Source organism: Dendronalium phyllosphericum CENA369 (assembly GCF_016056275.1).
GTDB lineage: Bacteria > Cyanobacteriota > Cyanobacteriia > Cyanobacteriales > Nostocaceae > Dendronalium > Dendronalium phyllosphericum.
Genome location: NZ_JAECZA010000234.1, coordinates 38,424 through 52,964, shown reverse-complemented (window position 1 = coordinate 52,964; position 14,541 = coordinate 38,424). Strand labels below are relative to the sequence as shown.

Here is a 14,541-nt window from a genome sequence, read left to right as displayed (position 1 = left end):
CGCCAATTATTACCGGACAGTAGTTTCCTCACAAATATTCTCTTGCTTAGATAGATGGATGTTTGTGAGGGAGAAAAGGTACGCCAAAAGAATGCACCCCAAGTTCAATCAACAGCAGCGTTATCACCGCTATTGGGGCAGGTTAAACTTAGACAGAAGTGATTACTGGGTGTTTGGTGACAAGCGCACAGGAAAACATTTGTTGAAATTTAATTGGTTTAAGATTAGACGGCATCCAATGGTTAAGGGTGCTTATTCTCCCGATGACCCACAGCTAACAGCCTATTGGGAAAATCGGCAGAATATTAAATTCAAAAGTCTAATTCCTAGTTATCAAAAGCTTGCCCAAAAACAGGGTTTTATCTGTCCAGTATGTGGAGAATCATTATTCAATGATGAACCCATACAAAAACACCATAAAATACCTTTTTGTGATGGGGGTAACGAAAGTTACGCTAATTTAGAACTAGTGCATTATTACTGTCATCAACAAATACATTCTCATGCACAGAATCACCTTTCTGAAATTGAGAATGAATTGAGTCCTTGGTAGCTCTAGGATTTGCTAAAGCCGGATGCAGGGTGAACTTGCTTGTCCGGTTTGTCGGGGGGAAAGGGATAGCAATATCCCTGCCCTACCCAGTAAACCTGGATCTAGCAAGTGGGAGTACCCTTTATCTGCTAGATGTTGAAATTTCATTAACTCCCTATGAGGGATTGAAACTGGTTTCTTTTAGCGTTACTATTGTCACCGTTTTGTTGAAATTTCATTAACTCCCTATGAGGGATTGAAACTAGAAAAGATGGCTGTGATTTGTTTTGGGCTGGTTGAAATTTCATTAACTCCCTATGAGGGATTGAAACTTTAGGGTCGATCAAAGACAACCCAACAGGAGGAGTGTTGAAATTTCATTAACTCCCTATGAGGGATTGAAACTAATAGTAATTGCCCAATACCAGTTAAATCGCTCTTGGTTGAAATTTCATTAACTCCCTATGAGGGATTGAAACAACACCGTTAGGATTTATCTGTATCATTGGGGAGTTGAAATTTCATTAACTCCCTATGAGGGATTGAAACTCTCTTTTTCGGAGATATGCTTTTTGCTATTAAAGTTGAAATTTCATTAACTCCCTATGAGGGATTGAAACTTTAACCCAGGTTGCCCCGAATGGATTTAATCAAGTTGAAAGTCAAGCATGTGACCACAAATTGAGCGTCAGTTCATACTTAGGGTCATTTTGGCGTAGCCATTGATACTATTTTTTGTAGTCTCATGAACTATGTGATTAGTTGTACCGTTGGTATTTGAAACTCTTATGATAAAAGCTAAGATTCAAGTTGGTGAGTAAACTCACATTCGCTCAACCCTATATGCAATAAACAATGCCAAGTAAGGTAATCAACGTCAAAGAGTACACCGTCAGAGCACATCAGCGGCAGATTCATACTCGCGTATTCAACTTCGTCTGTAAAGAGTGCGATCGCCCGACTCAACGCGAGACTTATGGCCCAAGACCACTGTACTGCGAGCAATGCCGTGCGCCACAACCACCGAATAAATCCTCTGCTCCTAAAAAGAAAGCTTTACCTAGACCAATGACCTACAAAAGTGATGTGGACTTGAATAAATAGTCTCTGAAGTTTCATAGGCGATCGCAAACTCGCATATCCAATCAAAATGCTTCCGGAACAATTAGCCAGAAGCATTTTGAGTATTTTAACTTTAAGCAACTTCAACAGCGAATATGTCTGTTGCCTGCTTCTACCACTTAGCTAGAATGAGACTACCTTTAGTTCCAATAATATGACATACACTCCACCCAAAGTACTAAGCTTTGAGGAATTCATAACTCAATATGGTGACGATACACGTTACGAACTAATTGATGGAGAGTTAAGAGACATGGAACCTACAGGCCCTCATGAAGCTGTTGCAGGTAGTATTGCTGGTAGAATCTATGTCGAGATTTTTAATTCTAATTTCAACTGGCTAGTACCAAAAAATTGCTTAATCAAACCACCATATGCTGAAGCCACAGCGTTGCGTCCTGATGTAATTGTCTTAGATAAAATACAACTAAGTCAAGAACCATTTTGGCAAAAAGAACCGATAATTTGTAACGGTAGTACCATCAAACTCTTTGCTGAAGTTGTGAGTACAAATTGGCAGGATGATTATGCAAGAAAAGTGGAAGAATACGCTTTTCTTAACATTCCAGAATATTGGATTGTAGACTTTCAGGGATTAGGCGGGTTGCAATTTATTGGCAATCCCAAACAACCAACTTTCACTGTATGTCAGTTAGTTAATGGAGTGTACCAACAGCAACAATATCGCTTAGGAGATACTATTTCATCTCATTTATTGCCAAATTTACAGATGAAGCTCGACGAGATTATGCCTATTTAATGATTTTGAAGGTATTCAGCGTTTATCCTGTTAGGTGCAAAATATAGCCGTCGCCAGTAGTGTTAGGACATCAACAGACGATCGAACCTAGACACAAAAAGACTTTTCACCCAGTCCCCAGCTATATTACTTAACCTCTCACGGATGCAATCTACCTGTTTTTGGGCTTAACCGAAAAATCTTGATAGCGAAGGCAATTTGTGGCGATCGCAAAGTATGATAATATCGTTTGCTTTCAAGATGGCTATGACCGCACCATAGATGACAACCAAGAAAGCGAAGCAGTAGCATTTTGTGCCCATGCAACTAACGAGAGTATCTCCGTCAAAACAGGTAATGGTTACAACTTCCACTTTTGGCCGCCTGGTCGAGCATCTATTAATCCGATTGATGTAATGGGGATGTTTACCACAGTTCAAGCTCGACTTGTGGTGGATGATTTTAACAAACCTGACGATCGCTCTAAAGCTCGTTATATTCTGAGTATGGGGGGCGATTACTGGTTCAATTTAACTGCACAGTGGAATAACTGGACTACTAAGTAGGTCGATGTTAAAAATTGTCGTTATGACAAGGCAGGAGGCAGAGGGCAGAAGGCAGAAGGAAAGAGGGTTTTAGGTAACTTTACTTTTCGTTACATACTTCGGTTTATTTGCACCGTTCTACTTAATAAAGACTTTGGTATTGGTAAATTCAAGTACGTTACAACCAACTGGAAGGCTTTTAATGTCATCACTCTGCCATCAGACCAAGTTAAACTCTACCCACCGCCAATAGAGTAGAAGCAACCGCAGATATCACATGGTGACGCGATCGCAGCTTATATACACAAAATTAACCACCACGAGGGATGTCTACGACGAACCGCTAAGAGTTTACAGCGGTTTTCATATTGTGAGGATCAATGCCCAAAACCCAATCCCTATACTCAAAGCGCATCTGTTTGACTCGCGGGCTATCTTGCTCACTGGCATACAGAGTTTTTTTTAGTCGTCAATTTCAATCGTGCATCGTCGCTACGCTGACAGTAATTCCACTCCGAATGCAATAGCCCTCACACAATTCTCCCAGTATGGCATCCGGTTGTTCATCTACTAATTGCTGCAAAGCAAGTAAGTTCTCAACTTTTATTTTGGCTCAATTGAAAACTGCTGTAAGACATTTTTCCCGTTTCTTTGAAATGTGCGTAAGTGTAGGCGATCGCAAATATCGCTTATGGCTGAAAAATCACCTTGGAGAATATGAGCTAAATCTAAGTATTGTAAATGTGCTTATTTAACATATATAACTCATCTTACTTATTTTAGTTTTTAGGTAAAAATTTTATATACATATAATACATATACAAATATATTTTATGCAAAACATCTAAATTTTTAGATGTTTAAATGCAAAATATAACTAAACATCCAAATGTTTAAATATGCGGTAGAATCTTGGGATTATTTGCGTTGAAATCCAAAATGATGATTGCTGTAGCGGCATTCAAAGGCGGTGTTGCTAAGTCTACGACAGCATTGCACTTAGCTACATACCTTCAGACGAAAGCTGACACTTTGTTAATAGATGGCGACTTAAACCGCAGTGCTTTGGATTGGTCAAACCGAGGTTGTTTGCCATTTAAAGTGGCTGATGAAACACAGGGAGTAAATTTAGTAAATCTTTACGAACATGTAGTAATTGATACGCCAGCCAGACCAGATTTAGATGAGTTAAAAACTATTGCCAAAGGCTGCGATTTGTTGGTTATTCCGACTACCCCAGATGCTGTTGCTTTAGCTGCAACACTGAAAATGGTTGATTTACTTAAACAATTAAAGACAAATTATCGAATTTTATTAACTATCATCCCGCCAAATCCGAATAAGGCAGGAGAAGATGCTAGAACTGCTCTAGAACAAGCAGGACTACCTGTGTTTAAATCTGGAATTCGACGGCTTGCTGTATTCCAACGAGCTGCTTTAGAAGGTGTGCCAGTAAGTACTGTCAAAGACCCTTACGCCCAAATTGCATGGCGATGCTACGCGGAGGTAGGAAAGGAAATACTATACTAATTCGTAATTCGTGAGGCAGTTGCCGTCTTGGCGCTTTGCGTCGTTAGCGCAGCGTTAGCGAGTCTTCTCCCAAGGGGAGACGCTAAGCGAACGAGCGTCTGGCAAACTGCCGATCTTCGCAGCGAAGCGCGAGCTACGAGCGTCACCCGAAGGGTAATTTCTAATTCGCAATTAAGACACACTTGAATAAGTCTTTATATAGGCTATTTCTTGTGCTTTACTCTCCTTGTGAAACATACATTTAATCAATTTGGTATTACTTTGAATAACAAGAAAAAAACTAGCCGTTTTGACGAGCTGATTGATGCGGCTCGCAGTCGCCAACAAAGAGATAAGCCCCAGCTAGCTGAAGAGCGAACTACTTTACAAAGTAAAAGCACCGATCCAGCTTATACGCGTACCACTATCTATCTGCCTAAGCAACTGCATCGACAACTTAAGGCAGCCGCAGTTTCACAGGAGCGACAGATGAGCGATATTGTGGCGGAGTTGGTTGAGCAGTGGCTTTTAATTAAAAGTGCGGGTCAAGATGGAAATGGTTAGTTTCTAGGGATCTATCGCATTAATTTTGCGGGGAATGGCGCTAAGATAAGCCGACGCGGGGACACGGAGACGGGGGACGCTCTTAAAATTCATTCAAAAATATCTCCCTTGTCCCCCAACGGGAGAGGAAGTTTGGACTCGACCCAAACCCTTACAGGTGACGCTCGTGCCTCGCGCTTCGCTCTTGCTAACGGCCGTTCCTCTACTTGGGGAGACCCCTCTCTCGCACTGCCTCACTGCCAAGACTCCAACTTCCTCACCGCGTCTCACCATCTTTGCGTCAATCTTATCGTAACTATTTAGATGGACATGATATTAAAGCACAATTTCTTGACCTCGTTCGGTGAAGCGAACTTCTTTAATATTCCATTGAGCGTTACTTGTTAAAGTTTTGCGGAGGCTTCCAAATAAAGCAAACTGTTCGCAACTCGAAAGAGAAGTTAATTGCCGCTTTGATTGCGGAGATAGTCGCAAATCAACTGTTGCCACGCCATTTTTCACATTGACGCGATAACCAGTAAAGCCAAAATCGCCTGTCTCTTGCTGCTTTATAATCTTGTCTACTGCACCTTTTACAGGTTCTTCAGCAGGTACTGAAACTTTTTGAGGAATCAGTTCTTGACATTGGGCATCACTTGCATATAGGGTAACGTTGACTGTTTTGCTGGCGGCGGCTTGAGTAGTTGCAGCAGGCGTGGCGGGTGTGGTGGCTACTGGCTCAACGTTACTCAAGCTAGTTCTGATTGGAGCCTTGCTAGGAGTTGGGGTTGGACTTGGACTTGAACTTAGGATTGGCGATGGTGTAATCGGTGTAATGGTGGGTGTGGGCGAAACGCTAGCTATATTACGAGGGGTAGGGTTAGAACTACAACTGCCCAGGCTGGCTGCGATCGCAATAACAATAAATGGTAAAAGATATCTTTTGCTACTATTCATAATCTTGCTCATAATTATGCTATTAACTTCAGTGTTGGTGGTATAAATTCCGCATAACTTAGCGAATTATACAAATTAAGGGAGTAGGAAAAATTAATTGATGGAAAAGCGCTGTCAGCCTTAAAGTTAAGTTACTTAAAACTAATTTAGAACAAGCCTATGCCGAGCAGCAAAGCTAGCACTGACGATATCCGTAAATCAGTATGGGATGGTATACCAATTGACCAATGGGAACCAGCTAAATGGAAACAGTGGAAACCCAAACAGCCTGCATCAGATGAAAATACTAAGATGGAGCGTGAATATCTGAGGATAAAACACGCTATTGCTCAAGCTAATTCGGCATTAAGTTTAGATAGAATCAAAGTCAAACTGAAGCTGACTAGTCCTAAAACTATAGCTTTACAGGGAACATTTCCTTGCAGACCTGGTGATATAGGAAAACATGGCAGTCCTAATAAACAGTACACCATTTCATGCGGTTTTGTAGCTAATGATGCTGGGGTAAAAATGGCTGTATTGAAAGCGCGGGAACTGGACTTTTTGTTAATGACAAAACAATTCCAGTGGACATCAGATTTACTCGGTAAACATGCACAAAATTTAGGCATGTTAGATAAAGAGCTACCTGCTAAAATTATTAGTGAATTGATTCAAGAATACGAGCGAGAGTTTTGGAAAACTCACGAAAAGAATCGGCAAGGAATCCGGACTTGGGAAACTCATTATCTGAGGCATCTGAAAAAACTTCCTCAAGATGTACCTTTATCTGCACAATCGCTGGCAATAGCATTAGAAAAAACTAAAGCTAATACATCGGGGAGGTTTTTTTTAGTATGGCAGTTGAAAAAGTTTTGTGAGTTTTGTGGAATTGATGATTTTAAGACAATTTATGCTTATACAACTCCCAAGCCTCATCCTACCATCCGAAAGATTCCCTCAGATGAAGAAATTATCCAAGGATTTCTGAAAATGGGAATGCCCTTATCAGCATACGCTAGTAAGGAGAATCTGACACAACCGGAACAATGGCAATGGGCTTATGGAATGTTAGCAACTTATGGGTTAAGACCTCATGAGTTATTCGCTGTCGATATTGCAGCATTTACAGATACATTAAATACCTTTCATTTAGTGACTTTAAATCCTATTCTTACAGAAGGGACTAAAACTGGTGAAAGGAGTTGTGGGATTCCGCCATTACATCCTCATTGGGTGGAATTATTTGATTTAAAGAATATTAGATTACCTTATAACGAAGGAACGTTGAATAATAAAACGGCGAAACTTCATATCAAATTTAGAACTTCTGAAATAGGCTTTAGACCTTATGATTTGCGTCATGCTTATGCACTGCGCGGTCATCGTTTGAGAGTGCCAATTAAGACAATGGCTGATTACATGGGACACACGGTACAAGAACATACTAAAACTTATCAAAGATGGATGAATGAAGATACTAACTTAGAAATTTATAAAGAAGTGGTGATTCACAGACAAGGTACAACCAAGGAAGCCTTGAAAGAAAGAATTAGGGAATTAGAGGCTGATAATATAACACTAAAAGCTGAAAATGCAACGCTCAAAGGACTATTAATTAAACATCAATTAGGTGAATTTTTGAGTCAATCAAGCGAATAAAAAGATTCCTGAATTGTTTAAAAACTCATGAATTTAAGGCTTTATACGGAATTTATCATAAAATATTGATTTGGTAGGTTTAAGATTGGGCAAGATAAATACTGAACTCAACTTCAGACACTTTAGCTAGTAAATGCCCGAAGTATGGCTCCTAATCTGATTACTGTAGATAAAAATACGTATGAATCTCTTCAACAAGAGCTAATAGAACTGCGTCAGGTAATAGCTCGTTTGGAGCAGGTTAAGTCCTCTAGCACTCCAAAATTTAGCCAAAAGCAGATGGCTTTATTCATAGAATACACGCCTGCTGCGATCGCTATCTTTGACCGACAGATGTGCTATTTACTGGCGAGTCGCCGCTGGAGAGAAAATTACGGCTTAGTTGATGAGGAAATTATTGGTCGCTCTTGTTATGAAGTTTTCCCAGAGATTCCAGAATATTTGCGGAAAATCCATCAACGTTGTTTGGCAGGATCTGTTGAGAAATGTGAAGAAGATGTCTTCCCTTGTGCAGACGGAACAATCAATTGGGTGAAGTGGGAGATACATCCTTGGTACGAAGACTCTGGTGAAGTAGGCGGCATCATTATATTTACAGAAGAAATTACCGATCGCAAACAGACAGAAGCAGAACTCAAGCAACTGAATGAGGAGTTAGAAGCGAGAGTTGAGGAACGCACAGCAGCGCTGCGTCAGAGTGAAGCACGGTTGAAGCGACTGGCAGATAATGTGCCAGGGATGCTTTATGAATTTCATCTTCAGCCTGATGGTACAATGTCCTTTGCTTATGCTTCTTCTGGATGTCGAAATGTTTTAGGACTAGAACCGAAACAGATAACAGAAGATGCATCTGTAGTATTTGCCCATATTCACCCGGAAGATATCCCAAATATTCAACAAGCTATTGCTGTTTCTGCCCAAACTCTACAAAACTTTGAATATGAGTGGCGAATTACAACTCCCTTTGGCGAACAGAAATTAGTGAAAACAGTTTCTCGGCCAGAGCCTCAACCAAAAGGCAAAATTCTTTGGTATGGTTACATATCTGATATTACCGAACAACAAGCTGCAAAGCGCGATCGCGAAATAGCACAACAACAATTTCAAGAACAAGAGCAATTCCTCCGCACTATTTATGATGGTATTCCACACTTAGTATTTGTGGTCGATGTTTTAGAAAATGGGGACTTTCGCTTTGCCGGTTGCAACTCATCAGCAGAAAAAATCATCGGAATCAATCATGCCCAAATTGTAGGTAAAACTCCAGAAGATTTACATGGCCCTATTAATGGTGCATTAGTACGTCAGCGATACAAAAGCTGTGTAGAAGCTGGTACTAGGGTGAATTATGAGGAACATCTGACTTTTGATGGTGAAGAAACTTGGTGTTTGACTACAATTAATCCTTTGAAAAATAGCGAAGGTCGAATTTATCAACTGGTGGGAGCAAAATTGAATATTACAGCCCGCAAAAAGGCAGAGCAAGCACTCCAAGAAAGTCAGCATTTCATTCAACGCATCGCCGATTCTTCTCCTAATATTCTCTATATTTTCGACCTAGAAGAACAGCGCAATGTTTACGCCAATCAAGAAATTATTACTCTTCTTGGCTATTCTATTGAAGAAATTCAACAGATGGGAGACAAACTGATTCCGACTATTACTCATCCAGAGGAGCAGGAGAAAATAGCAACTCAGTTGCAAAGATTGCTTGCTGCTAAAGATGGCGAAATTTGTGAGTATGAATATCGCATCAGGCGAGGTAATGGTGAATGGTGCTGGCTTTATACTAGGGAGACACCATTCAGCCGCACTCATGATGGCAAGGTTAAGCAAATTCTTGGTGTGTCAACTGATATGACCGAACGCAAACAAGCAGAATTGCGTTTGCAACAACAAACGGAAGACTTAGAAAATACTTTAACTGAACTACAACGCACTCAAACTCAACTAATCCAAAGTGAGAAAATGTCTTCGCTCGGTAATATGGTTGCAGGTGTTGCTCATGAAATTAACAACCCGATTAACTTCATTCATGGTAATCTGATTCCTGCCAGTGAATACGCCCAAGATTTGTTGAAACTACTAGGACTTTATCAACTACACTTTCCTTATCCTCCAGCAGAAATTCAAGCAGAAATTGCTGCGATCGAACTTGATTTTCTTAAAGAAGACTTAATGAAACTCCTCCAGTCTATGCGCGTAGGAACCCAGCGCATTCGGGAAATTGTTCTATCGCTAAGGAATTTCTCTCGCCTTGATGAAGCTGAATTCAAACAAGTAGATATTCATGAAGGTATTGATAGTACTCTAATGATTCTACACAATCGCCTCAAAGCCAAACCAAATCATCCAGAAATTACAGTGATTAAAGAATATGGCAAACTTCCTCTTATAGAGTGCTATGCTGGGCAACTAAACCAAGTGTTTATGAATCTTCTCAGTAATGCTATTGATGCTTTGGACGAATCAGTAGTTAATAGAAAAATAACTGACAATCCCACAATTCATATTCGTACTGAACTTATCAATAATCAACGAATAGCAATCCGGATATCAGATAATGGTATGGGTATTCCTCAAGAAATATTCTCAAAACTCTTTGATCCTTTCTTTACTACTAAAGAGGTGGGTAAAGGTACGGGACTGGGGTTATCTATCAGTTACCAAATTGTGGTAGACAAACATTGTGGAAAATTAACTTGTCACTCCACACCCGGACAAGGAGCAGAATTTGTAATTGAAATTCCTATCAATCAACAAAAAACTTGCCAATAATATCAAGTTATTCCCAAACTATTTGCAAGTTTAAAACAAATCCTAGTAATCTATTTGTCTCTAGGCTTCATGTCACAATTAAAATGTGTTGAATTTGGGTTTTGTTCCTCAGATTTGCGATCGCACTTATCCAAGCGTACAAGATATTGTGTTTATAGCAAAGTGCTGAGTAAAAACCCAGTTACTTTATAGCCAACAGTTTTGGTGTAGTCGAAGTTTCTCAAGGTAAATGAATATGCATACTGTAATTACACCCGAAAAAATCGAGTTGCAACCTGGCACAGTTGTCAGGATGTTGGGATCTTGGCAAGACTATCAAGTACTGAGTCAGCAACTAGGCGATCGCACCTTACCTCGCATTAAATATCGACCTGGAGAGATTTTCCTAATGGCACCACTACCAGAGCATGGCAGAGATGCAAGCTTGTTGGCAGATATTGCTAAGGTTTTGCTGGATTGTTTAGAGCAAAGATACGATTCATTTACACCCATCACCATGAGCTTACCAGAAGTCAGCGGCATTGAGCCTGACTTTTGCTTTTATATTGAAAACTGGAGAGCCGTAGTAGGTAAGAGCCGTATCGACTGGCAAAACGATCCTCCACCCGATTTAGTAATTGAGGTAGATGTTACTAGTTACACCGATATTAATGACTATCTCCCTTATAAAGTGCCAGAGGTTTGGCTTCTCAAGAATAAGCAGCTATTCGTTTATAGGTTACAGGGTGAAAATTACGTAATTACAGAAAGTAGCTATTTTCCTAACGTCAGAGAAATTGTGCAGCAATGCCTGCAAATTGCCAACGAGCAAACAACAAGTGAGGCGATTAGGTGGTTAAGGAACTTTTTGCGTGGAACGTAGTGAAACCTAACATCATTGTCTGGTGCGATCGCCATAATCACCTTACCTTCAGTTCAAAACATTATCGATCTCAATCTATTATCGCAATGTCTCTTCTAAGTCCATAAATGAACTTGTGTTTGTTATAAACGCTTTCACAATTGCTATAACTGCTTATACATTTCATACAATGACTTAAGCATTACTTATAAATAAACTCGCATTTGTTATAAATACTTCCACAATTGCTATAACTACTTATACATTTTATACAATGACTTAAACATTACTTATAAATGAACTTGTATTTGCTACAACTGCTTGAATAGTTGTGATTGAAGTGAGGTGAGAACAACTTTGCTTAAGTCGAATAACTGTTCGGCTTTGCAACCTATCAAGCTACACGACTCAATTTGATATTTGGAGGTTGTCGCTTTACTCGCTGGAACAGGTCTGGACTCCCTAATGTACGCCCGATAAATGCCCATCTATCAGTTCTGACTTTTGGGAGCGCTCACGCGGAAACTAAAACGACGCGAAAACCGATGCCGAGATTATTGACATCGGCTTCGTGCGTGAAACGGTCTGCACTGCGACAGAAGACTGGGATGTCCTGCCAATAACCACCACGCAGCACTCGACGAGCTTGAATATCACTATCATTAAGCCATGCGTTGCCATCTATGGGTGCGCTATTGTAATTCTCATGCCAGTAATCTTGACACCACTCATGAACATTGCCATGCATATCGTATAGTCCAAAGGCGTTGGGGGGAAAATTGCCTACAGGAGTTGTCTCCCCACGATATTGACCTTTTGGCCCCTTACCGTAATTACCTAAGTAGCTTGTACCTACTACAGGATAATCTGTTCCTCGATAGTTTGCTAAATCAGTAGTAATAGTTTCACCAAAATAAAACGGCGTAGTCGTCCTAGCACGACAAGCATATTCCCATTCTGCTTCGCTGGGTAGTCGATAGGTGCGTCCTGTTTTCTGGCTTAAGCGTTTACAGAATTCTACAGCATCATTCCAACTCACATTTTCTACAGGTCGTTTCTCCCCCTTGAAACCAGAGGGATTATTACCCATAATTGCTTGGTACTGTGCCTGGGTGACTTCATATTTACCCATGAAGAACCCAGGAACTTTTACTTGATGTTGTGGCCCTTCATCTGAGTTTCGTTTCTCCTCCACAGCTGGTGAACCCATTGTAAAAGTTCCTCCTGGTATCTGCACCATTTCCAAGGTGACACTATTTCCCAAGTCTTCAACAAGGTAATTTGCTTGATGGTTACGGCGGTTGGTGATACTTCCCTGTGCATTCACCGTCACCGTTTCAAATTGAAAGGTTTGTAATTGTTGTGAAGAAGTTGAACTTTTTGAAGGTGAAGACTGGGTTTCTGTTTCTGGTGGTATTGTAGTTGTAGTGTCATCTATAGTACCTCCTCTCGTATCAGGGCGAAATAAGAAACGTTCTCCCACAATAGCCAAACCAAATCCAGCCGCTATCAACGCCACAGTTTGAATTACCCGCCGTCTTGGGAAATTTGGTGTCGACGTTGGCGTTGGTGCTGGTCGTGGTGCTTGTTTCTGTGGTGGTGTCAGTGCTTGCAACGCCTCCACTGCTGAAGGGTATCTATCTCGAAAGTGATAACTCACCATCTTACTCAGCACCTGTGCCAACTTCTCGCTGACATTTGCCCAATTGCGCCAAATTATTTCGCCGTTGGTGGGGTCTTTTGGTAGTTCGTGGGGTTGTAAACCTGTCAAGGCATAAATTCCCAACATTCCCACCGCGTAAACATCGCTGCATAATTTGGGTTGTCCGGCTGCTTGTTCGCTGGGCATATAACCAGCCGTACCAATGGTAACGCTAACACTAGTTTGTCCTTGAGCGTTCACCATCAGCGTGTTAACTTCTTTGACTGCGCCAAAATCAATCAGCACTATTTTGCTATCTTGACGGCGACGCATGATGTTCTGGGTTTTAATATCGCGGTGGATGATATTCTTTTTGTGAACTACTGCTAAGACTTCCAAAATTTCTTGTAGTAGTTTAGTGACTTCTTTTTCGGTTAATCGCTTACCAGAACTAATTTCATGGCCTAAGTCTTTGCCATCTATAAATTCTTGGACTAAATAAAATTCGCTTTGTTCTTCAAAGTGGGCAAATAGTCGCGGTATCTGGTCGCTATCATTGCTTAAGCGATATAAAACTTGGGCTTCGCTATCAAATAATCTTCTAACGATTTGTAATACTGTTGGGTTGGAGTTGGGTTTGAGATGTTTGACTACACACTTGGGATGGTTGGGTAAGTCTAAGTCTTCTGCGAGGTAGGTGTCGCCAAATCCGCCACTTCCTAAGATTTTGATGATTTTATAGCGATTGCGGAGGACTGTACCAGTCGTAGGCATGGTTTTTGACTTGGCAGTGGGGGATTTGGGTTTATTGTGCCAAATTTACTGCTGGTAGGGCAAGTAATTTTTTTACATACAGAATAAGAGAGTTTCCTGACTTGTACTCCTTCTGCTAAGGTCGCCGCTAACGCGAACAGAGAACCTGTAGGATAGTAACTGGTGTCAAAGTGTCTGTCATGCAAATATATATTGATGTCTACAATCAAATTATGAGCGATCGCTTCAATTCTCCGTAAGGTGGTAGTAGTGTCAAATCAGAGTTATGCAAGAGCAAACAGCAGACCAGTCAAAAGAACTTTTTCGGGTCTGCTATCAATTAACCAATATGTACTGCTCTGAGAATAGATGAGACAACCAACCGTGTTTATATAATGGCTGGAGACGAAATTCAATTAGAAATCTTACCAAACAATAGCGTGAGGTACTTATGAATAAACCAAATTTTCAAGCGATGACTAAGCAAGAATTAAGAGCCTATGTACTGTCACACCGAGATGACCAAGAGGCTTTTTATGCTTTAACCAGTAAGCTGATAGAGGAACCAGGAATTGAGATTACCTCAATGGAACAGTTGCATCAGTTAATTGAAGAAAAGCGCGATCGAGTAGATATCCGAGATGCTGATGTAGCATTAGAGGAAGCAGCACAAGTCAATACTATATCTCTAGAAGACCTGAAAAAGGAATTAGGACAGTGAGCTATCAATTACAACTTGTATCTACAGCTGCACGGCAAATTGAAAAACTCAATCCGGAAGTGCAGCAGCAACTCGTTATGAAATTAGAAAAATTAACATTAAACCCGCTTTTAGAAGAAGCAAGAAATATAGAAGCTGGGAAGAATTTATATGTGCTTACTCTCAATAATTATCGTCTTGTTTATCGAATTCAGAAATAAGTTTCGCTAATAACAGTA

At 40.5% G+C, this 14,541-nt stretch carries 14 protein-coding genes and 1 CRISPR repeat array; of the genes, 12 read left to right on the top strand and 2 right to left on the bottom strand.

Translation table 11 applies throughout. The features are described from left to right. The 6 genes from I8752_RS27325 to I8752_RS27300 all read left to right on the top strand — a co-directional run. Positions 1–553: HNH endonuclease (locus I8752_RS27325; RefSeq protein ID WP_214435365.1), on the top strand; the 553-nt coding region annotated here is incomplete at its 5' end. Positions 554–687: 134 nt separating this feature from the next. Continuing rightward, positions 688–1,152: a CRISPR direct-repeat array (repeat unit 37 nt; unit sequence GTTGAAATTTCATTAACTCCCTATGAGGGATTGAAAC). A 235-nt stretch (positions 1,153–1,387) separates the two neighbouring features. Next, positions 1,388–1,636, top strand: a complete 249-nt coding sequence (locus tag I8752_RS27320) for a hypothetical protein (RefSeq protein ID WP_214435364.1) — start codon at positions 1,388–1,390, stop codon at positions 1,634–1,636. A gap of 172 nt (positions 1,637–1,808) precedes the next feature. Continuing rightward, on the top strand, positions 1,809–2,414 hold the full coding sequence (locus I8752_RS27315) for a Uma2 family endonuclease (RefSeq protein WP_214435363.1): 606 nt from the start codon (positions 1,809–1,811) through the stop codon (positions 2,412–2,414). Between the two features lie 200 nt (positions 2,415–2,614). Then, entirely contained in the window at positions 2,615–2,959 is a 345-nt protein-coding gene (locus I8752_RS27310) for a hypothetical protein (protein WP_214435362.1), read from the top strand. A gap of 918 nt (positions 2,960–3,877) precedes the next feature. Beyond that, entirely contained in the window at positions 3,878–4,468 is a 591-nt protein-coding gene (locus I8752_RS27305) for a ParA family protein (RefSeq protein WP_214435361.1), read from the top strand. 261 nt (positions 4,469–4,729) lie between these two features. Beyond that, positions 4,730–5,011 carry a CopG family transcriptional regulator gene (locus tag I8752_RS27300; RefSeq protein WP_214435360.1) on the top strand — a complete coding sequence of 94 codons (282 nt, stop codon included), beginning with the start codon at positions 4,730–4,732 and terminating at the stop codon, positions 5,009–5,011. Positions 5,012–5,326: 315 nt separating this feature from the next. Here I8752_RS27300 and I8752_RS27295 read toward each other — a convergent pair whose 3' ends face one another. After that, positions 5,327–5,947: a GerMN domain-containing protein gene (locus I8752_RS27295; RefSeq protein WP_225895942.1), complete on the bottom strand. Its 621-nt coding sequence runs from the start codon at positions 5,945–5,947 to the stop codon at positions 5,327–5,329. A gap of 159 nt (positions 5,948–6,106) precedes the next feature. Between I8752_RS27295 and I8752_RS27290 the strand changes: the two genes are divergently transcribed. The 3 genes from I8752_RS27290 (at position 6,107) to I8752_RS27280 (ending at position 11,228) form a co-directional block, all read left to right on the top strand. Next, the gene (locus I8752_RS27290; RefSeq protein WP_214435358.1) at positions 6,107–7,588 is read left to right on the top strand and encodes an integrase; all 1,482 of its coding nucleotides are present in this window, start codon (positions 6,107–6,109) and stop codon (positions 7,586–7,588) included. A gap of 144 nt (positions 7,589–7,732) precedes the next feature. Then, positions 7,733–10,366, top strand: coding sequence for a PAS domain-containing sensor histidine kinase (locus I8752_RS27285; RefSeq protein ID WP_214435357.1), 2,634 nt, complete (start codon positions 7,733–7,735; stop codon positions 10,364–10,366). Between the two features lie 235 nt (positions 10,367–10,601). Continuing rightward, the gene (locus I8752_RS27280) at positions 10,602–11,228 is read left to right on the top strand and encodes a Uma2 family endonuclease (protein WP_214435356.1); all 627 of its coding nucleotides are present in this window, start codon (positions 10,602–10,604) and stop codon (positions 11,226–11,228) included. A gap of 493 nt (positions 11,229–11,721) precedes the next feature. Here I8752_RS27280 and I8752_RS27275 read toward each other — a convergent pair whose 3' ends face one another. Further along, positions 11,722–13,623, bottom strand: coding sequence for a bifunctional serine/threonine-protein kinase/formylglycine-generating enzyme family protein (locus I8752_RS27275; protein ID WP_214435355.1), 1,902 nt, complete (start codon positions 13,621–13,623; stop codon positions 11,722–11,724). A 326-nt stretch (positions 13,624–13,949) separates the two neighbouring features. Between I8752_RS27275 and I8752_RS38855 the strand changes: the two genes are divergently transcribed. The 3 genes from I8752_RS38855 to I8752_RS27265 are packed head-to-tail and all read left to right on the top strand — an operon-like array spanning position 13,950 to position 14,523. Further along, positions 13,950–14,057: a DUF6888 family protein gene (locus I8752_RS38855; protein WP_404827124.1), complete on the top strand. Its 108-nt coding sequence runs from the start codon at positions 13,950–13,952 to the stop codon at positions 14,055–14,057. Further along, positions 14,054–14,323: a DUF6887 family protein gene (locus tag I8752_RS27270; RefSeq protein ID WP_214435368.1), complete on the top strand. Its 270-nt coding sequence runs from the start codon at positions 14,054–14,056 to the stop codon at positions 14,321–14,323. The genes I8752_RS38855 and I8752_RS27270 overlap by 4 nt, the downstream gene beginning before the upstream one ends. After that, the gene (locus tag I8752_RS27265) at positions 14,320–14,523 is read left to right on the top strand and encodes a type II toxin-antitoxin system RelE family toxin (RefSeq protein WP_214435354.1); all 204 of its coding nucleotides are present in this window, start codon (positions 14,320–14,322) and stop codon (positions 14,521–14,523) included. Before I8752_RS27270 ends, I8752_RS27265 begins: the two co-directional genes overlap by 4 nt. The last annotated feature ends 18 nt before the right edge of the window (positions 14,524–14,541 follow it).

Coding starts and splice junctions, on each gene's coding strand:
- I8752_RS27320 (WP_214435364.1), top strand. CDS start 1,388: ATGCCAAGTAAGGTAATCAACGTCAAAGAGTACACCGTCAGAGCACAT.
- I8752_RS27315 (WP_214435363.1), top strand. CDS start 1,809: ATGACATACACTCCACCCAAAGTACTAAGCTTTGAGGAATTCATAACT.
- I8752_RS27305 (WP_214435361.1), top strand. CDS start 3,878: ATGATGATTGCTGTAGCGGCATTCAAAGGCGGTGTTGCTAAGTCTACG.
- I8752_RS27295 (WP_225895942.1), bottom strand. CDS start 5,947: ATGAATAGTAGCAAAAGATATCTTTTACCATTTATTGTTATTGCGATC.
- I8752_RS27290 (WP_214435358.1), top strand. CDS start 6,107: ATGCCGAGCAGCAAAGCTAGCACTGACGATATCCGTAAATCAGTATGG.
- I8752_RS27285 (WP_214435357.1), top strand. CDS start 7,733: ATGGCTCCTAATCTGATTACTGTAGATAAAAATACGTATGAATCTCTT.
- I8752_RS27280 (WP_214435356.1), top strand. CDS start 10,602: ATGCATACTGTAATTACACCCGAAAAAATCGAGTTGCAACCTGGCACA.
- I8752_RS27275 (WP_214435355.1), bottom strand. CDS start 13,623: ATGCCTACGACTGGTACAGTCCTCCGCAATCGCTATAAAATCATCAAA.
- I8752_RS27270 (WP_214435368.1), top strand. CDS start 14,054: ATGAATAAACCAAATTTTCAAGCGATGACTAAGCAAGAATTAAGAGCC.